The sequence below is a fragment of the Arthrobacter sp. StoSoilB22 genome (genome assembly GCF_019977315.1).
In the GTDB taxonomy this organism is placed as follows: domain Bacteria; phylum Actinomycetota; class Actinomycetes; order Actinomycetales; family Micrococcaceae; genus Arthrobacter.
In genome coordinates this window covers 550,153-569,442 of sequence record NZ_AP024652.1, presented here as the reverse complement: position 1 = coordinate 569,442, position 19,290 = coordinate 550,153, and the positions used below count along the sequence as shown (strand labels likewise).

At 62.5% G+C, this 19,290-nt stretch carries 18 protein-coding genes; all 18 read right to left on the bottom strand.

Annotated features, from left to right (window positions below):
• Positions 1–11 precede the first annotated feature (11 nt).
• On the bottom strand, positions 12–929 hold the full coding sequence (locus LDN70_RS02750; RefSeq protein ID WP_166841247.1) for a hypothetical protein: 918 nt from the start codon (positions 927–929) through the stop codon (positions 12–14).
• On the bottom strand, positions 926–2,179 hold the full coding sequence (locus LDN70_RS02745; RefSeq protein ID WP_223941660.1) for a M16 family metallopeptidase: 1,254 nt from the start codon (positions 2,177–2,179) through the stop codon (positions 926–928). The genes LDN70_RS02750 and LDN70_RS02745 overlap by 4 nt, the downstream gene beginning before the upstream one ends.
• Positions 2,176–3,054: a phosphotransferase family protein gene (locus tag LDN70_RS02740; RefSeq protein ID WP_223941659.1), complete on the bottom strand. Its 879-nt coding sequence runs from the start codon at positions 3,052–3,054 to the stop codon at positions 2,176–2,178. The genes LDN70_RS02745 and LDN70_RS02740 overlap by 4 nt, the downstream gene beginning before the upstream one ends.
• On the bottom strand, positions 3,051–3,689 hold the full coding sequence (locus LDN70_RS02735) for a flavoprotein (protein ID WP_223941658.1): 639 nt from the start codon (positions 3,687–3,689) through the stop codon (positions 3,051–3,053). The genes LDN70_RS02740 and LDN70_RS02735 overlap by 4 nt, the downstream gene beginning before the upstream one ends.
• 109 nt (positions 3,690–3,798) lie before the next feature.
• On the bottom strand, positions 3,799–3,972 hold the full coding sequence (locus LDN70_RS02730; protein ID WP_165450137.1) for a hypothetical protein: 174 nt from the start codon (positions 3,970–3,972) through the stop codon (positions 3,799–3,801).
• Between the two features lie 92 nt (positions 3,973–4,064).
• On the bottom strand, positions 4,065–4,238 hold the full coding sequence (locus tag LDN70_RS02725) for a hypothetical protein (RefSeq protein WP_165450138.1): 174 nt from the start codon (positions 4,236–4,238) through the stop codon (positions 4,065–4,067).
• A 112-nt stretch (positions 4,239–4,350) separates the two neighbouring features.
• On the bottom strand, positions 4,351–5,352 hold the full coding sequence (locus tag LDN70_RS02720; protein ID WP_223941657.1) for a T3SS effector HopA1 family protein: 1,002 nt from the start codon (positions 5,350–5,352) through the stop codon (positions 4,351–4,353).
• Positions 5,349–6,458, bottom strand: coding sequence for a class V lanthionine synthetase subunit LxmK (gene lxmK, locus LDN70_RS02715; RefSeq protein WP_223941656.1), 1,110 nt, complete (start codon positions 6,456–6,458; stop codon positions 5,349–5,351). The genes LDN70_RS02720 and lxmK overlap by 4 nt, the downstream gene beginning before the upstream one ends.
• Positions 6,459–6,645: 187 nt before the next feature.
• Positions 6,646–7,560, bottom strand: a complete 915-nt coding sequence (locus LDN70_RS02710) for an ABC transporter permease (protein WP_223941655.1) — start codon at positions 7,558–7,560, stop codon at positions 6,646–6,648.
• Positions 7,557–8,531: an ABC transporter ATP-binding protein gene (locus tag LDN70_RS02705; RefSeq protein ID WP_223941654.1), complete on the bottom strand. Its 975-nt coding sequence runs from the start codon at positions 8,529–8,531 to the stop codon at positions 7,557–7,559. The genes LDN70_RS02710 and LDN70_RS02705 overlap by 4 nt, the downstream gene beginning before the upstream one ends.
• 109 nt (positions 8,532–8,640) lie before the next feature.
• Positions 8,641–9,765 (bottom strand): thioesterase domain-containing protein, encoded by a 1,125-nt coding sequence (locus LDN70_RS02700; RefSeq protein WP_142936836.1) that lies wholly within the window; start codon positions 9,763–9,765, stop codon positions 8,641–8,643.
• A gap of 15 nt (positions 9,766–9,780) precedes the next feature.
• Entirely contained in the window at positions 9,781–10,353 is a 573-nt protein-coding gene (gene pyrE / locus LDN70_RS02695; RefSeq protein WP_166841239.1) for an orotate phosphoribosyltransferase, read from the bottom strand.
• A 5-nt stretch (positions 10,354–10,358) separates the two neighbouring features.
• Entirely contained in the window at positions 10,359–11,342 is a 984-nt protein-coding gene (locus LDN70_RS02690) for a LacI family DNA-binding transcriptional regulator (protein ID WP_223942580.1), read from the bottom strand.
• 39 nt (positions 11,343–11,381) lie between these two features.
• Positions 11,382–12,665, bottom strand: a complete 1,284-nt coding sequence (mmsB, locus tag LDN70_RS02685) for a multiple monosaccharide ABC transporter permease (RefSeq protein ID WP_223941653.1) — start codon at positions 12,663–12,665, stop codon at positions 11,382–11,384.
• 5 nt (positions 12,666–12,670) lie between these two features.
• Positions 12,671–14,200 carry a multiple monosaccharide ABC transporter ATP-binding protein gene (gene mmsA, locus LDN70_RS02680; protein ID WP_142936839.1) on the bottom strand — a complete coding sequence of 510 codons (1,530 nt, stop codon included), beginning with the start codon at positions 14,198–14,200 and terminating at the stop codon, positions 12,671–12,673.
• A gap of 129 nt (positions 14,201–14,329) precedes the next feature.
• Positions 14,330–15,454, bottom strand: a complete 1,125-nt coding sequence (gene chvE, locus LDN70_RS02675) for a multiple monosaccharide ABC transporter substrate-binding protein (RefSeq protein ID WP_347877617.1) — start codon at positions 15,452–15,454, stop codon at positions 14,330–14,332.
• Positions 15,455–15,767: 313 nt separating this feature from the next.
• Positions 15,768–18,038, bottom strand: coding sequence for a gluconokinase, GntK/IdnK-type (locus LDN70_RS02670; protein WP_223941652.1), 2,271 nt, complete (start codon positions 18,036–18,038; stop codon positions 15,768–15,770).
• Between the two features lie 7 nt (positions 18,039–18,045).
• The gene (manD, locus tag LDN70_RS02665; protein WP_142936842.1) at positions 18,046–19,275 is read right to left on the bottom strand and encodes a D-mannonate dehydratase ManD; all 1,230 of its coding nucleotides are present in this window, start codon (positions 19,273–19,275) and stop codon (positions 18,046–18,048) included.
• Between the last annotated feature and the right edge of the window lie 15 nt (positions 19,276–19,290).

The following is a 19,290-nucleotide window of genomic DNA, read 5'->3' as shown; positions in this document are numbered from 1 at the left end:
ATCACCACGCACTAGCTGCGTCCAAGGACCTCCTTAATGGGCCGAACCAAGCCCTCGACTGCCTTTTCGATGGCAGCGGAACGCACCCCATCGAGGGACGTATCCGGGTTGCGGATAAGCTCGCCACCCCACCCCATCACCTCGTAGTGGGCGAGGGACCGTGCCAGTTCAAGCGGGGACTGCCACGCCCGGTTCAGATTTGTCCGCGCAAACTCCCTTGCCTGCTCCACTGCTTCCCAGTGGTCCGCAATCCTGTAGTCCGCCACTGCGGAAAGCGCTGTGTCCAGAATGGCCGTACTGTTGGGCCGGGACGTGATGACCTGCCACATCACTGTCGGTGTGGAGGCCTGCAGCCCCCGGCTGGCTTGGAGTACAGCCTGGTGCCCGGACTGTTGAATCGCGTTTGGCAGCAAGGTTCCCGGTCCTCCGGCCACCAGGCAGATGGCAAGAAAAGTAGCAGCGAACCCAACGTCGCCTGCGGGATCCTGCCCAATGACAAAGGTCTGCTCGAATCCCTGGGCCGTTGTCTGCCTCATGGTGCTCCGGAAGGCAGGCTGCGGGATTGGAGGCCCTTCTCCCTCCCGCTCCAACACGCTGTCCTCAAGCTCTTCCAGAACGCCGGAAGAACCCACCACAGCAAGCACGGGATCACCCACTTCCCCTCTTCCCGGGGGTTCGGTATTGATGACATGGTCAATCCAGCTCCCTACCGCAGCCTCCGGCAGGGTGGCAGTCATGACCACGGCCCCATCGCCGGGCGTCCACGTCAAGGCAACCGGCTGCTGGGCCGGCCCGCAGCGTTCACCTGCCGTGGAAACGGCGCTACGCAGGTGCGGGACGCCGTCGGAAGCGGTTCGCCAGCCCATCGACACCGTGGTGAAGCGGGAACGCCGGTCAACCTGGGCCAGATAGCGGCGAGTGATGATCATCGGAGAACCTCCTCGGAAGGCTGGACGATGACTGACACGGACTCCTGCTCGGCGAGACGCCATGCCGCGGCGGTGACCAACGGCCTGAGCCGCGTGGCGTCGTCGGATATGTTGGCGAGTGTATCCGCCAGCTCAACGGCGAACGTCGGCGTCCCCCTCAGAAGCACGTCGCGGGTGACGGTCCGGGCGAGCCGTTGGTCATCGTGCGTGAACCTTTCCATCCGGAGAACGGCGCGACGGGCCGCAAGGATCATCACCGCATCATCGGCGATCGCGAGCGCCCGGAATCTCTCGGAAGGGTCTATGGCCTGTCCGGTGTCGTCCACCAGGACGAATAGATCATCCCGGGTCAGGTCCCCCGGGCCAAACAAGCCGGCGCTGGCGTCCAGGCCATCCTGCTGGGACAGCAGCTCAGCTGCCACAAGGTCACCGAGGAGATCCGGGCCTGCGGAGTGACCCAACGCTGCAGCCGTGGCGGAAAGTAAACGAGTGGAGGTGGCTCCGCCGGAACAGATCCTGGACGCCGAACCACCCCTGCGCACGGACTCCTGCACCACAGGGACGACGGGCGCTTGGTCTGAAATTCCAGAGAACGGTGCCGCCAGAAACCGGAGCGTCTTCAGAGGGTCTTCAGATGTCACGGCCGTCAAAACCGCCCCCGAGGGACGATAAAGACGGCGATGAAGTGCGTGTAGCTTTTCACTGGTGACCCGGGATGCCAGATCACGATCTCCGGTGCCGTCATGACCGTTGGCGTGGTCCGCCCAATATTGCGCCGTCAGGTGCGGCCAGGGCAGGATGCCCCCGGGTGCCGGAGCCAAACGCTGCGCCCGTTCTGTGGCCACGGCGTCTATCTGCTCCGCAATCTGCTCCTGGGTCAGTGCGGGCTGGAAGACTTGCTCAACCAAGCGACGTGAGATCTGTTCGAGGTGTCCCGTGGGACCGGACTCGTAAAATTCGGAGTAGTCCATGTGAGTGTTCCCGCCCAGGATTCCGCCGGCTTTCTGAACCGAAGCCTGCCGTTCGGACCCCGTGGTGTTCTCACTGTCTTGGTAGACCATGTGTTCGAGGAGGTGCAGCATGCCTTCCTCCCCCGGCCTTTCATGGCGCATTCCCGCTGGCACGCCCAGACTGACGGAGAGGATGCGCGCGGAAGGATCGTGAACCGCGATCAGCTGTGTTCCCCTGTCCAGCTGCATGCCGTGCACGGCCCGGCCGTCCAATGTGCCAAGAATCGTAGGGGTAGTCATCGCATCTCCGGGGTGGTGTCCGCAGCCGGGCTGGCCAGGTACCAGCCAGCCAAGTGAAGCAGCGCCTTCGCCTGGGCCTCTCCTGCGCCGGCATAGTGGTGCCAGTCGTAGGCATGCTGGGCGATCCTGAAGGCCAATGCCGGGCCGATCTCGGACGGTCCGGGAGCTTTCCCGCAGGTCTCAAGGAACCCTGCGCGCAGTTCTTCAAGGGCTGGACGCAGCACAGGGTGGAATGCATGCAGCTCCGCCATCTCCCCCAGCACCCAAGCAATGTCATATTCCGGGTGGGCAAACCCCACGTCCTCGCCGGTGAGGAGCGACCCCGTTGCACCATCAGGGGTCACCACCCAATGGGCCATCCCCGGGTATCCGTGAGCTATAACTTGGCGGGGGCCGGAAAGTACGCGTTTGATCCATCGACGGATCTCTTGCAGGCCGGGGTCGCCCAAAACTTCGCGGGCCGGCTCCCATGCACCTCCCAGCCATACCTCCGCCCGCTGGACGGTTCGTGGAGTACTTCCCGGAAAGTCGATGAGGGAAGCATTTTCATGGAGAACGCTCAAGGCAGTGCCCCATGCCCGCCCTGCCGCCCGGAGGTTTGCGGGCACCCCCGCCGTGATGAGGTCGAAGACCGTTGACCCTGCCGGCGTCGAGTATGAACGGTGGCGATCACCCCCGATGCCTACCACCAAGAGGTCAGCGCCGGGCGCGGGATCGATGCTGATGGGCAGGGACGAGAAAGGGATGGGCGCTCCGACGCCCAGGCTGTGGACCCATTCATAAGCCCCGCCTGCCTCGTATACACCGGTGGACAGCAACTCGGTCCGGGTGGAGCGGATGACTGATTTCTGCCGGGAATCCATCGCGGCGCTCATACAGTAGCCGCCTCTTTGGTCATCCCCGCACGGAGGAGCCGTTCCTCTTCCAGCCGGCGCAGCACGGATGGGAACGACGGCGGCACCCAAGCCAGGGCGACGTCGCTGGACTCGCTGGGGCCAGGGACGGGGTCAATGACCAGGAAGTTTTCCGGCATGCGCAGTTTCCCGAGGGTCTCGGCGACGATAGGGCTCGCCAAGGCACGGGGCGGCAAGGCCGGAGCGATGCAGACCTGGGCTTCCGTTGTCATTGCTGCCAGCAAGGACGGCGAATCGGCTATGCCGTGAGCCAGGCGCGATGAGTAGTCAAGGGTTGCCGGGTAGACCAGGATCAGGTCCGCCCACTCTGCCAAATCGATGTGTGCAGCAATGAGCTCTTCCCCCCAGATATCGGCCTGTACACGGGATTTCAAGCGGGACTCAATGCTGTGACGGGTGATGAAACGCTGTGCGGAATCCCGCATGACCACCTTGAATTCCGTTTCCGGCGCCGCTGAAACCGCCCACTCAATCCAGAACGGCATAACTTGGGTGACTGCCGAGCCTGTGAGAATCAGGGCAACCTTGGAGTATCCGAAGGCTTCGAGGGTGAGGTCCGCCCATATTGGACGAGGACTGCTGTCAGTGGTTGTCATGGCAGGTCTCAGCATTCACGAGGGGTGGGTGGGTCAGTTATGGGTCAGGAGGCGCCGGCGTGATGATGTTTCCACCACCTCGCCGGCGCCTTCCCCGTGTTTGAGTTGCCTAGCAGCCCATGGTCAGGGTTGCGCCGATGATCACCCCAGCACAGAACGGCGTGGTGGCCGGCGCGTCGGTGGCAGCGTCGCCGCCGAGCTCGTCAGCAGCCGTGAAGGTGCTGTGCGCACGGGCCAGGTCCGTGAGGTCGGCCTGCGGGATGTTGGTGATGGCGTGAGTCATGCTGGTGTCTCCTTTTGATGGCACCACGTGGTTGGGTGCGTCCGGGGTTGCTACTGGGTGAAAGCTTTTGTTGCGGTGGTGCCAGGGGTGACTTAGCAGCCGGCACCGAGGGTGGCGCCAACAATGATGCCGATGCACAGCGGTGAGGTTGCCGGAGCTTCGGTGGCAGCGTCGCCGCCGAGCTCGTCGGCAGCCGCGAAGGTGCTGTGGGCGCGTGCCAGATCGGTCAGGTTGGCCTGGTGGAAGTTAACAACTGCGTTGGACATGGTGTCTCCTGTTTTCTTTGCTTCCCACTCAGTGGGAATGGGTTTTTTCTTTTTGGGTTCCTCATGGGAGGTTTTTGGGTGCCGGGCAGCGGCGGGCCGCTGCCCGGTTTCATCACTGGCCGGCGTTGTATCCGGGCTGGTGAGGGTTGATGCAGGCCGCCTGGGCTTCCAGAACCCAGGCGGCTTGGAGGTCGGTCTTTTCCACAGACGCACGGAGTAGCGCGTCCGTCAGTACCCGCGAGCGGTGTTGTCCGAAGCTGAGCCCCCGGTACCCCGGCCGCGGATCGTTTGGTTCCATGGCAAGTGCCAGGCGGTCGTGGACGCTATGGGTGAAAACCGAGGCAGGGGCGTCCCGCCCGGACAAGGACCTCAGGGCAGGACGAACAAGGGAAGCCACGGCGTCCGCATGTTTGGCTGACATGTAAATGACCATCGCGTCACTGCGGGGGAAAGCAAGGGACGAGGAGAGGGTCTTGACCTGATGGCCTAGCCCGCTGGCGGCAAGGGCTCCAAGAATCTTCGGCCACATTTCAAGAGCTTCTGCTGCCGTGGAACAGGACAGATAGAGCCTTGAAGCGGCCGCAGGGTTCACGGATCCGTGGGCACCGAGCGCAAGGAGGAATCCGGGGGTGGTGCGGCTTCGCCAACTGGGAACACGCACCCCCACGATCTCATCCAGGGGGTTGCGTATCAGGGCCTCCTCGGGAAAGAGGACCTTCACTCCGGATAGCTCCACCACCTGGTGCGGAATGCCTTGGACCGAAGTCCCCAACTTCGTCCTCTTCGACGCTGCCTGAACGGATGCCTGTCCTGTCGCTGCCTGAACAACCGTGCGGTGCTGGATGCCTGCAATCAGCGCCGCGGCCAGGTCCTGGTGGCCTGTACCCGGCACGGTCTCGATCCCTGGGTGCCCGATGTGCAGATGGGTGTAGATCGCTCCGGCCAGTTGCGAGCGCAGCTCGGTGTGGCTGGTGGCTCTGAGTCTGGTGGCGTCTATGGTGGCGGTGAGCTCGCGAACATCGATGGAAATCCGGTGTTTCAGGACCTGCAGTACCTGTTCGAATGAGACCTGCTCGAATGTAGTCTGTGTGGGAGCGTTGAGCATGACCGTCATCGAGGTGTCCTTTCGAAACCGAGGGCTTTGACATAGTGGCCAGGTGTTAGCAGTGCCTCGCGCCCAACACCCGCAGCAGCCCGTTCGATGCCAGGGAGCCGTGAGACCATCGGGGCCCGGGTGATGGTTCGGTCCACCAGATGCCATCCCAGGTGGGCGGTAGCCCGAACCGGCAGGTCCGGGTCGTCATAGTTGGCATGATCGGAATAGGAGGTCCACATCCGACGGATTGAGGGAACAATGGCTGCCATCCGCTCGGCGATGCGTGCCGAGGCGCTCTCGTCGTCGAACCTGGCAGGGGGTGCGGAGGCTCCTCCGCGGGTGGTGACCGTGTCCAGGACCGCCCGGTAGATCCATTCGCCTGCCAGCATTCCCAGGTCCCGGGCGGGATCGCCGAGTCCGAATTCTTCCCAGTCGAGGACGCATAGCTCTCCGTTGTGGAAGTGGAACTGGTCAAGTCGCAGGTCGCCATGGATGGGACGTTCCTGGTGTTTCCGTTCCGTGGCCCTTAGCAGCCCCGCAGCGGCGACCAGTTCCCGATCGTTCTGCAGTTCAGCCCAGAGGGCCATCTCCGCCATGGTGAAGTCGAGGTAGCGAGCGTGCGGAACGCCTACTGCGAGCATTTCCACCGGCGGGCTGGGAGGTGCGGAGCGCTCCAATCCGACTGCGGGCCCGGAGTGGAGCCGGGCGAGCAACGCGCCGGCTTCCTCCGGGAAGCTGTCCGGCATGGTCTCCTCCACCAGCAGCTGCGCCAGGCTGGTTCCTGGGCAGTGCTCAAAAACCAGGAGGCCGTTCCCGGTGTCGCTGCCAATGAGCTGTGGCGTTGCCGGCGCGAAGTGGGGGGACTGCTCTGCAAAGGCGGCGAAGGCTACCGAGCGGTCAAAGGCCGCCGGGCCGGAGGCCTGTGCGGAGATCTGCTTGACGAAGACCTTTTCCCCACTCCGCAGCTTCATGTTCCAGGTGCCGTTGCGGCCTGCAAAGGCGGCCGGGGTAATCTCTTCCACTGCCTCCCTGCCGTGGCGTGCAAGGACGGTGGTGGCCACATCGGCCGCGCGGAGGGCGGCCGGCGTGATGGACTGCGGGTGCGGGGCTGTGTCAATCATCATGAGGGTCTCCTTCAGAGCAGCAGGGCGGTTACCGCGTATGCGGCCAGGACACCGATCAACAGAAGGGCCACGTTGCGGAGAAGCTTTTTGGTGGCCAGTGACTGGTTGCGCTTGTTGTCAGACATGGTTTTTCCTATCTGGAGAGACCCAATGATTCGGGCTTGTGGACTAAGTGACGGGGTGGGGGCTAGGCCATCTCGTCGGAGGTCAGGGATTGCTGGAGCGAGACACGGGAGCCGGTGCGCAGGGCGTTGTTCCGGTAAATCACGGTTGCCAACCAGAACAGGGCAGGTATCGCTGCCACCGATACGCCGGCGGCAAGCACCATCTCCCAGGTGGACACGTCTTCCAGTGCGAAGCGCATCGGCATGAGGTAGGAGGAGAACAGCGGCACGAAGGACAGTCCTTCCAGCCACGGGTTCCCCATGTTCATGGGCAGGACGTAAAGGGAGACCACCAAGAGCACCATCTGCAGGACGGACAGCGGCATGACCGCCGTGCCCAGGTCTTCTTGCCGGGACACAGTAGAAGCCAGCGTGGTGTTCAAAGCTGCGAATATCACGTAGCCCAGGAGGAACCAGAGGAGGAACCACAGCAGGCTCGGGCCTACGGCGACGTTGATCAGGGACCAGCCCCCCACCACGCTGAACCCCACCACGGCGGTTCCGCCGATCGCCAGCAGCTGGACAAGGGTGACCAGCCCTATGCCGATCATCTTTCCGGCCAGCAACGGGACAATGCCGATCTTGGTGAGGAGGATCTCCACGATCCTGGATGACTTCTCCTCTACCACCCCGGAGGTCAGGCTCGATGCCGAGTAGACCAGGGAGGCCAGCAATGCGCTGATCATGGCGGTGGCGAAGATGGCCCGAGGATCAAAGTCCATTGCTCCAGCCCCACCCAGCGAATCCACCAGGAACCATCCGCCGATCCCGGCAGCCGCGCCGGCGAAAAGTGCCAGGAGTCCTGTTGCCGTGAGTATTGTGCGGTTACCCAGCCTGGTGAGGACCTCGCGCCGTATGATCAGGCGCGTCTCGCGTAGCCCACTGCCGGACGAGGGAGCGGCGCTGCGGGTGGTGCGATCAAATGTTGTTGTGCTCATTGCGATACTCCAACTTTGTCGAGGGAGCGCTCCGCCCCCGGGGTGGTACCTGGATGGGACAGCATGAATTTGCCGGCAAGCAGATCTGCCAAAGACCTCTGCGCGGACACGATGCTCTTCAGCCCGCCGTGCCGTTGCGCTGCTGCGAGGATTTCGCCGGGCACATCCCGCCCTGAGCCGCCCACGGAGACGAGCACCGTAGTACGGTCGGCCGCAGAGATCTCCACGTTGACGCCGCGGGCCATGGACACTTCGGCGGCGAATGAATCTGCCGCCCGGGAGAAACCGAGTTTCCAGCGGCTCTTTCCGTCATCCTGCAGCTCTACGACGCTGCCGCTTGCCGTCACTCGACCGCGGTCCAGAATGCATACTTTGTCGCACAGGCGCTCTACGAGCTCCAGTTGGTGCGAGGAGAACAGAACTCCGACGCCCCGGTCTGCTTGCTCCCGGATAAGGCGGGACATCGTTTCGACGGCGAGGGGATCCAGTCCCGAGAATGGCTCGTCAAGCACCAGCAGGGCCGGGTTACCAACCAGGGCGACCGCCAGCTGGACGCGCTGCTGATTTCCCAAGGAGAGGTCCTGAACCAGTGCCTGCTCACGGCCTTGGAGGCCAAGGGAGGCTATGAGTTCGTCTGCAACCCCACGCGCGGCTTCGGGTTGGTGCCCTTCCAGCAAGGCGAAGTGAATGATCTGATCCCTCACCGGCATCTGGGGGTAGAGGCCGCGTTCCTCGGGCATGTACCCGATGCGCCTCCGGTCCCTGGCCGTGATGGGCAAGCCCTCCCAGGTGACTTCGCCGTGGTCCGGGGTCAGCAGACCAAGGATCACGCGCATGGTGGTGGTCTTACCTGCACCGTTGCCGCCGATGAATCCCACGATCTCCCCGCGATGGACCGTGAGGTCCACATCGTGGAGGACCCTGCGGTCACCGAAGCTGCGGCTGATGCCCGTGAGCTGTAGGCCGTTCATACTTCGCTCCTCGAAATTCGTTCTTATTTCCTGTCAAGAACGACGCTACGGAGGATCGGGTATATCCACCCTGTACTCGAGTACAGAGCTCACTTGTACAAAAGTTCACCTAGGCCGGGCGGATGACCTTGCCATTCGGTTCTTGGTATGACGGTTCCCGGGGCTCAGGCGGGAGCGGCTGGAGCTCATCCTGGACGCGTTCCAGCAGTGGCCGGTAGATGCCCCCGTTCCACTGCGGGCTGGCGTGGGCGGGCCGGGCGCCTTCCGTACTGAGCGTGGGCATCACCATGTTTGGCCCGAAGACCTTGCTCCACCCCGCACGCGCCGACTCATAATCCACGGTGGCGTCCTTGGCATTGCCAATGAAGGCCATCTTGGCGCCACCGATTTTTCCTGCCAGCCGGAGGCCGTCAAAGTGGTAGATGTACGCCGATTCCGTCTGTATCAGCACGCTGGAGGGGGCGATCGGCGAGAGCTGCTCCAAGGATTGATCGAGGATTTGCCGCCACGTCCGCTCATCCTTATGCGCCACGCGCTCCCCCAGTTCATAGCCGCCGCGCAGGACCGATGGGATGCGGAAGCCATTCTCGTAAAGAAACACCACGCCGTCGAACCAGCTCTGGTCCAGGACGTCGGCGCGGCTGAAGGGACTCGAATCCAGGACGATCAATTGCGTCTCGACGCCGTGCAGCTCCAGCAGGCGGGCAGCTACCTGGGTGGCGAGCATGCCGCCAAAACTGTGGCCGTAAAAGTACAGCTTCTCCAGTTTCAGCTCACGGACGTGCAGGATGATTTCGCGGACAATTTCGTCCACGTCCAGTCCCAGGTTGGAATATCCGACGGCGGCAAGGCGGCCCCGCTGATGCAGGGCGGGGCGCAGCGAGTTGAGGATCCATTGAGCCTCTTCCCAACTGGTTTTGTACCCCGGGAAGAGGATCCAGCTGGCTTTGGGAAAGTAAACGTCCGAGTACGGATCCGGCACACGGAGGATCTTGGTGGCTCGCCGCTCGGCCTGCACACGACGGGTGAAAAGCATGTCCGCGGCGAGCGCCCCCGACGCCCCGGCGGTGATGAGGAAGTTACGGCGGGACGTTTTCTTCAACCGGGCAGCGTAGGGAAGGATCCGGGCCCATGAGCCCGGATCCGCTGCCTTCTCCGGTTCCTCGCTCACCGGTGCGGGGAGGTTTTCAGTCACCTCCGGCGGCGCCGGGAGCTTCCCTACCTGAACGTCCACGCAGCAAGCATAGGCTTAGTCGAGGCCCAGTTCATCCTTGCCGAAGGCGAAGAGGTACGGCACTCCGGTTTCGGCTTCAATCTTCTCTTTGGCGCCGGTGTTGCGGTCAACGATTACCGCTACAGCTACTACGTTGCCGCCCGCCTTGCGGACACCTTCGACGGCGGTCAGTGCGGACCCGCCGGTGGTGGATGTGTCCTCGAGGACCACTACGTTGCGGCCTTCAACCGAGGGACCTTCCACTTGGCGGCCCATGCCGTAGGACTTCTGGGCCTTGCGGACAACGAAGGCGTCCACGGCACGGCCGGCGTCGGCAGCAGCGTGCATCACGGCGGTACCCACGGGGTCGGCACCCATGGTGAGCCCGCCGGCGCACTCAACTGAAACGCCGGCGTCGTCGATCATGTCCAACATGACCTGACCCACCAGCTTGGAGGCTTCGTGGTGCAGGGTGATGCGGCGGAGGTCGATGTAGTAGTCCGCTTCCTTGCCGCTGGAGAGGATCACCTTGCCGCGGACCACCGCCAGTTCTTTGATGAGTTCAAGAAGGCGGGCGCGGGCTGCAGCAGTATCAGGCGTGGAAGTCATGGCTCCTAGTTTAGTGGGGCCGCCGTAGTTGCGCGGATCACTAAGCGGGGGTTGACGATCTGGTCGCCCGCTCCCCCGTCCCCGTCCAGTTGCTGCAGCACGGCCTCCATGCATCGGCGGCCGAGTTCCTCGAAGTCCTGTTTGATGGTGGTGAGCGGCGGCATGAAGAACTCAGCCTCGGGTTGGTCGTCGTAGCCCACCACGCTGAGGTGTCCCGGGATATGAAGGCCGGCTTCCTGGACGGCGCGGAGTACACCCACCGCCATCTGGTCGTTGGCGACGAACACGGCAGTGACGGGGTGCTGCTGTATGAGCTCAAGGCCGGCGCGGTAGCCGGAGGCCGCATCCCAGCCACCCCGCAGCAGGACGTCGGCGTGCAAACCGGCATTTTTCAGCGACTCCTGCCATCCCGTGATGCGCTCGGCGGCGTCGATCCAGTGGGGCGGGCCGGAAATGTGCGCAATACGGCGGTGGCCCAGGCCGATCAGGTGATCAACCGCGAGGCGGGCTCCCAGCCGCTGGTTCAGGGACGCCCCCGTCAACTGGTTTCCGGCACCGGCCCCGACGGCCACAATCGGCACGGAAAAGGAAACATCGCGCAGGGCAGCGAGGACGTCCGGGTGTGGGACCAGAATGACAATCCCGTCCACGGACTGGTTCCTGAAGTGCGCGATGGCGTCGTTGACGCTCTCGTCGGTCACTTCCCGGAGGTTCGCAATGCTGACGAAGTAGCCCGCTTCCCGACCCGCTTGTTCCACCCCCAGGAGCGTGTTCGCGGGTCCGAACTGGCCCGTCTCGCAGGCAAGCACCCCGATGGTCCGGGAGCGCCGGGTCACCAGACTGCGGGCTGCGGTGTTCCGGCGGTACCCGAGCTGCGCGATGGCCGATTCCACGCGCTGCTTGGTCCGGACACTGACGTTGGGATGGTTGTTCAGGACACGGGAAACGGTTTGGTGCGAGACTCCCGCCATCCTGGCAACATCACCCATGACGGGAGCTCGCGCCGCTCCCCCTGTGGACATGTGCGGCTACTTCGCGTCGACCGCGACGGGTTCAGCCTTTGCCGGCGTGGAGGTCTCGGTTGCCGGCGGGGTGGTCTTCCATTTGAACCGGCGGCCCATGGTGGAGCCTCCACCGGAACCGGTGCGGTTCTTGTTGAAGATGTCGAAGCCGACGGCGAGCAGCAGCACCAGGCCCTTGATGAGCTGCTGGTAATCGGTGCCCAGGCCAAGGATGGACATGCCGTTGTTGAGGACGCCCATGATCAGGCCGCCAATCATGGCTCCGGCTACTGTTCCGATGCCACCCTGCACTGCGGCGCCACCAATGAAGGCCGCAGCGATGGAGTCGAGTTCGAACCCGGTACCACCTGCGGGCTGCGCCGAGTTCAGGCGGGCCGTGAAGACCAGCCCGGCCAAGGCCGCGAGGACACCCATGTTGACGAAGAGGCGGAAGGTGACCTTCTTGGTCTTGATGCCCGAGAGCTCGGCTGCGTGGAGGTTGCCGCCGATCGCGTAAGTGTGGCGGCCAAAGATGCTGTTGTTCATCAGTGCCGAGTACACGATCACCAGGACAGCAAGGACGATCAGGACGATCGGGGTGCCACGGTAGCTGGCCAGGAGGAAGGTGATGATGAGCATCAGGACTGCGATGAACCCGTTCTTGACGGCAAACCAAGCCATCGGTTCATTTTCAAGGTTGAACTTGCGGCGAACCCGGCGTTCCTTGAGGGCCTGGAAAAGAATGGCTGCAGTACCGCCGACGCCCAGGATCACTGTCAGCCATTCCAGGACGGACGTGCCGCCGGAGATGTCAGGCAGGAAGCCGCCGCCCAGGGCACGCAACTCGTTCGGGAACGGGGTGATCTGCTGGTTTTTGAGGGTAATGAGGGTCAGGCCGCGGAAGATCAGCATGCCTGCAAGGGTGACGATGAAGGCCGGGATACCTACATAGGCAATCCAGTAGCCTTGCCACGCACCCACCAACGCACCCACCAGGAGGCAGGCCGGGATGGCGAGCCACCACGCCCAGCCCCAATGGACGATCATCACGCCAGCAACAGCGCCGATGAAGCCTGCGATGGAACCGACGGAGAGGTCGATGTGCCCGGCGATAATGACCATCACCATGCCGATGGCCAGGATCAGGATGTAGCTGTTTTGGACCACCAGGTTGGTGACGTTCTGCGGCTGGAGCAGGATGCCGTCCGTAAGCACCTGGAAGAGGATGACGATCAGGATCAGGGCGACGAAGATGCCAACCTGGCGGAGGCGGCTTGTGAGGAAGCCAAGGGATTCTCGTAGGGCGGACATGTTCGCTATTCCTTCTCTTGGGTCATGAAGTGCATGAGGGTTTCCTGGGTGGCTTCAGCGATGGGGACTTCGCCGGTGATGTGGCCTGCGGACAGGGTGTAGATCCTGTCGCAAATGCCCAGGAGCTCCGGAAGCTCAGAGGAGATCACTATGACGGCTTTTCCTGCCGCTGCAAGCTCCGCGATGATGGTGTAAATCTCAAATTTGGCGCCGACGTCGATTCCACGGGTTGGCTCGTCGAGGATGAGGACGTCGGGGTCTGAGAACATCCATTTGCTCAGCACCACCTTTTGCTGGTTTCCGCCTGAGAGCTTGCCGGTGATGGCAGCAACGGAAGGAGCCTTGATGTTCATGCTCTTCCGGTAATGGTTGGCGACGGTGGTCTCTTTGTTGCCGTCCACCCAACCTCGTTTGGCCAGCTTGTTCAGTGCAGCCATGGAGATATTCCGTTTGATGTCTTCGATCAGGTTCAGGCCATAGTGCTTCCGGTCCTCGGTGGCATAGGCGATCCCGTGGTCGATTGCGTCAGAGACAGTGGAGGTGTCGATTTCCTGGCCGTACTTGTAGACCTTGCCCGATACTGCCCGCCCGTAAGTCCGGCCGAAGACGCTCATGGCCAGCTCGGTCCGGCCGGCGCCCATGAGGCCGGCCAGGCCAACCACTTCACCCTTGCGGACGTTGAGGCTGGCGTTGTTCACCACCATGCGGGAATGGTCCTGGGGGTGCTGGACGGTCCAGTCTTCTATGCGGAGGACTTCCTCGCCGATGTTGGGGTTCCGGTCCGGGTACAGGCTCTCCAGGTCGCGTCCCACCATGCCCCGGATGATGCGTTCCTGGGTGATCTGGCCTTGGTCCAGGCGCAGTGTCTCAATGGATTTGCCATCGCGGATAATGGTGACGGCATCAGCCACCTTGCGGATCTCATTGAGCTTGTGGCTGATGATAATGCTGGTGACGCCCTGGCCCTTGAGGTGCAGGATGAGGTCCAGCAAGTGGTCCGAGTCTTCGTCGTTCAACGCAGCGGTGGGCTCGTCCAGGATGAGGAGCTTCACCTCTTTGGACAGCGCCTTGGCGATTTCCACCAGTTGCTGCTTGCCCACGCTGATGTGCTGGATGGGGGTGACCGGGTTTTCACTGAGGCCAACACGTGCCAGCAGTTTGGCGGCTTCAAGGTTGGTCTTCCGCCAGTCCACCCAGCCGTTCCTGGCAAGCTCATTCCCGAGGTAGATGTTCTCGGCAATCGACAGGTACGGGCTCAGGGCCAGTTCCTGGTGGATGATCACGATGCCGCGCTTCTCGCTATCGGTGATGCTCGAAAATTCGCAGGGTTCGTTCTCAAAGAGGATGTCGCCGTCGAAGGTGTTGTGGGCGTAGACCCCGGACAACACTTTCATGAGGGTGGACTTCCCTGCTCCGTTCTCGCCGCAAATGGCATGAACCTCACCACGGTTGACGTCCAGGGTGACGTCCTGAAGGGCTTTTACCCCGGGGAAGGTCTTGGTGATTCCTCGCATTTGAAGAATGGGTACGTTCATCGTCAATTCCCGCTGACTGGTTGGAACTTGGCCCGGGCCGAGGACTCGGGCAGGCTCTATGGGAGGCTGTGGCCCCGCCGCACTGCGTACAGCAACACAGAGGTTTGGGGCCACAGACCGGGGACGTGATTACTTGACGTCGGCTTCCTTGTAGTAGCCCGAGTCGATCAGTTCCTTTTGGAAGTTGTCCTTGGTGATGATGACGGACTTCAGGAGGAAGGCCGGGACAACCTTGACCTTGTTGTTGTAGGTCTTGGTGTCGTTGGTCTCCGGTTCGGTGCCCTTGAGGACGGCGTCAACCATCTTCACGGCCTGTGCGCCGAGCTGGCGGGTGTCCTTGAAGATGGTGGAGTACTGCTCGCCGGCGATGATGGACTTCACGGAGCCCTTCTCCGCATCCTGGCCGGTGACTACCGGCAGGTTGCCGGTGGAGTAGCCGCCGGTGCTGGTCAGCGCGGAAATGATGCCGATGGACAGGCCGTCATACGGGGAAAGCACACCGTCCAGCTTGGTTCCGGAGCTGTAAGCGGAGGTGAGGATATCTTCCATGCGCTTCTGGGCAACAGGTGCCTGCCAGCGCAGGATGGCTGCCTGCTCGAACTTGGTCTGGCCGCTGGGAACCTTCAAGGTGCCTGCATCCATGTAGGGCTTCAGGGTGTCCATGGCGCCGGTCCAGAAGAAGTTGGCGTTGTTGTCATCCGGGCTGCCCGCAAAGAGTTCAACGTTGAACGGGCCCTTGCCTTCAACTTTGTTGCCGCTGGCGTCAACCAGGCCCAGGCCGGTCAGCAAGGAAGTGGCCTGCTGAACACCCACGGTGTAGTTGTCGAAGGTGGTGTAGTAGTCAACGTTCGGCGTTCCGTTGATGAGGCGATCGTACGCGATCACCTTGACGTTCTGCTCTTTGGCCTTGGCCAGGACGTCTGTCAGGGTGGTGCCGTCGATCGCTGCGATGATGAGCGCTTTGGCGCCCTTCGTCAGCATGTTCTCGATCTGCGAAACCTGTGTGGGAATGTCATCGTTGGCGAACTGGAGGTCCGTCTTGTAGCCAAGGTCCTTCAGGGACTTCTCAACGTTGGCGCCATCGGCGATCCAACGCTCGGACGTCTGGGTGGGCATCGAAATGCCAACCAGCGAATCGCTGGGATTTGCACTACTGGTGGACTCGGCCGAGCCCCCGCGACTACCGCAGCCAGTGGCTCCAACAGTCAAGGTAAGGACAACCGCTACGGCGCCCAGGAGTTTCTTCAATCTCACGATGCTCTCCTTCCGCGGCAGCATTGCCGCGAACTCTGATGCAGCCGGAGCATCTGCGCGTCCGGCACGGTGAAGCGATATATGGTCTGCGGCCAGTTGAATGCCGCATGCCACGAATATGTAATGCGAATGCCATTGTGAACGCTAACAATACCGCTGGTCAAGTGCCGTGGATCACAAAATGATTGCAGACTAGAACCGCTCCCAAGACTCTTGACATGAAACGTTGTTAGCGTTCACAATTGGCGGTTTCACCGAGTAACGCAAAAAGCCCGGCACCGCCTTGTGGGCAGTACCGGGCTAACGCCTGCTGTCAGAGGCGGGTGTCGAACGAATCGCAGAACACGTTCTGGTTGAACGTCCCCTGGAATCCGGACTCACCCTGGATCTTTTGGATCGTTGCGCGAATGGCCTCGCGTGTTGCTGCGTGGGCGTGAATGGCGGTCTTGACCATAGGCACATCGATCAAGTGGTTCGGCTGGTTCAGTGAGACAAACACCGTGGGAACCTCCGTGGCGTACCAAGGGATCTCGGCGGCCATGGGCGAGGACCACTTGATCCGGATGGAGGCCTCCTGCGCGAAGCCCTTCACATTGGCAAAGACGAAGGCGGCGTCGTATCGCTCCGCATAGTCGCCGGTGGCTTCCTCGGACAGGACCCGCATGAAGTTCATGCCGGCCTCTCCCGCGGCCTCACGCTGCTCAGCGGTCTGGAAGACGCTGACCTCAAAACCTGCGGCTTCCAGTTCTTCCCGGACGGTATCCAGGTAAGCCAGAGGATCTGCGCGGGTGAAGTCGGCGCCCCCGGAGATGCCGTAGAGACGGATTCGCGGATGGGTCCGAGGCGTGATCGGCAGGTTGCGGGCAGTGTCCTTCACCAGCGTGACGGTCTTGTCAGCGATGTCAGCAGCTATGGCCCGGTGGGCCTCGCTGCCGATAACAGCCAAGGCTTCGGCCGCCGGAACCAACCGTTCCCGCGAAACGAGATGCAAGCCCAGGCTCGCCTTCAGGCCAAGGATCCGCCGCAGGGCATCCTGCAAACGTCCCTCGCTGATGACACCGGACTTGTAGCCATCCAGCATGTACCCGAAGTCCTCCTCGGGGTTCCGGAAGAACAGGAACATGTCGCAGCCCGCTGCGATGGTGGCAGGAACCAGGTCCTTGCGCTTCATGGTCTGAGTCAGGCCCACCATCAGGGACGCATCCGTGAGGACCAGCCCGTTGAACCCGAGTTCCCCACGCAAGAGGTCCTGCAACAACTCCGGCGCCAGCGTGGCAGGCAGGATGTCAGCGTCCGACAAGCCTGGCCGGAAATGCCGGGACACCTCGGGAGCACCAATGTGACCCACCATGATGGACTGCACGCCATGCCCGATCATTTCGCGGTACACGTGCCCGTAGCTGGCGTTCCACTCGTCGTAGCCCAGGGTGTTGTAGGACGTGACCACATGCTGGTCCCGCTCATCAATACCGTCACCGGGGAAGTGCTTCATGGCGCAGACGGTGGGTGATTCGCTGATGCCGTCGAAGTACTCTTTTGCCCGTTCCACCACTATGTCCGGGGTGTTTCCAAAGGCCCGCGTGGAGATGACCGTGTTCCGCCAGTTGTAGTGAATGTCCACGATTGGCGCGAAGGCCCAGTTGCAGCCCAGCGCAGCAGTTTCGACGCCGGCCACCTGGCCCATCTGCCGCGCAATGGTCTTGTCCGGGTGCGAGCCTGCCTGCAGGTGCGTGGAAACGAACGTGCCGTCGTCGCAACTGCCGGAGCCCCCCATTTCCGGATTGGAGGCGATCAGCAGCGGAATGCGGGTTTTGGACTGGGCGTAGCGGATGTGTTCCTGCACGGCTGCAGAGGGCCCCGGCCGGTACCGCATGCCGCCTACGTGGAAGTTCTCCAGCACGCCGTCGAGGTACTCCGGGGAGTAATCGTTGTTGTGGTTGATGAAGAGCTGGCCGATTTTCTCTTCCAGCGTCATGGAACCGATGGTGCTCTCCACCCACTCCACCGCGGCGTCGTCCAGGTTGTAGGGAGCAGCCGTCAAGTCCACCAGGTGCGGCCCGGCAGACGCAGCGGACTTGCCTGCCAGTGCGGCATGTACGTCATTCACGATGTCCTCCACAGGCAGTGCGATGTCCACAACGATCCCGGCTTCGTCGTCCTCGAGCGGTTCCAGCGTAGCCAGCTGTGAGTCCAGCAGCGAGGCCGGCATGAAGTGCCCGGGACGGGCAGTCATGCGGGCATTTAGCAACTCCCGGGTGCCGTGCAGGTGCACGAACACCACGGATGGATCGGCGCTGCGGATGATGTCCCGGTAGGAGCGCTTGAGCGCGCTGCACGCGATGACAAGAGCAGAGTTCGACGCCGGGAATCGCCTGCCGATTTCGGCCAGCCACGGTGCGCGGTCGTCGTCGTTCAGCGGAATACCCGAGGCCATCTTGCTGATGTTCGCCTGGGGGTGCAGCGAATCGCCGTCGAGGAATCCAGCACCAAGCCGCTCGGCCAAGGCGGCACCTATAGTGCTTTTGCCGCAGCCGGCCACCCCCATGACCACAATGTGGTGGCGGGGTTGCGCTATATCAGTCATGACCTCTCTACCAGTCATGAACCGTGCCATCCACGAGGCGGTTGTACGGCAGGTAGGCCTGCTGGTACGGGAACGCGGCGGCGGCTTCTTCGTTGAATTCGACGCCGATGCCGGGTTCGTCGCCGGGGTGCAGGTAGCCGTCCTTGAAGGTCATGGACTGCTGGAAGACCTCGTTGGTCTTGTCCGAGTGCTGCATGTATTCCTGGATGCCGTAGTTATGGATGGCCAGGCCCACGTGGAGCTGGGCGGCGAAACCTACGGGCGAAATATCGGTGGGGCCGTGGAAGCCTGACTTGATCTGGTACTGGGCCGCGAAGTCCATGACCTTTTTCAGCGGTGAAATGCCGCCGAAGTGGGTGGATGCAGCACGAACGTAGTCGATCAGCTGTTCTTTGATGAGGGTTTGGAAGTCGAACACGGTGTTGAAGATTTCACCGATGGCCAGCGGCGTGGTGGTGTGCTGGCGGACCAGGCGCAAGCCTTCCTGGTTCTCGGCCGGGGTGCAGTCCTCCAGCCAGAAGAGGTCGTAAGGCTCCAGGGCTTTGCCGAGCTTGGCGGCTTGGATGGGCGTCATACGGTGGTGGCCATCGTGAAGCAGCGGGATTTCCGGGCCGAACTCGTTCCGGACGGCTTCAAACACGGTGGGCAGGTGGCGCAGGTAGGCGCGGGTGTCCCAGTCCTCTTCCTGCGGGAACGCGCCACGGCCGGCGGGCTCGTAGTCATAGCGTTCGCCCGAGGCCTGCGCCTGTGCGGCCACACCGTATACGGCTTTGATGCCGGGGATGGCGGTCTGGATGCGGATGGACTTGTAGCCCAGTTCCAGGTGCTCACGAACGGAGTCGAACAGCGAGGGAATGTCAGCGCCGGACGCGTGGCCGTAGGCCCGCAAACCGTTGCGGGAAGCGCCACCCAGCAGCTGGTACACCGGCATCCCGGCGATCTTGCCCTTGATGTCCCACAGCGCCATGTCGACGGCGGCAATCGCCGCCATGGTCACGGGGCCGCGGCGCCAGTATGAGCTGCGGTAGAGGAACTGCCAGGTGTCCTCGATCCGGTGCGGATCCTTGCCGATGAGCAGCTGCGCCACGTGTTCCTTGAGGTACGCTGCTACGGCCAGTTCACGGCCGTTGAGCGTGGCGTCACCGATGCCGGTGACACCGTCCTCCGTGGTGATGCGCAAAGTAACAAAATTACGGGACGGGCTGGTCACAAAGACTTCAGCGGCAATGATTTTCACAGCTTTTCCTTTCGG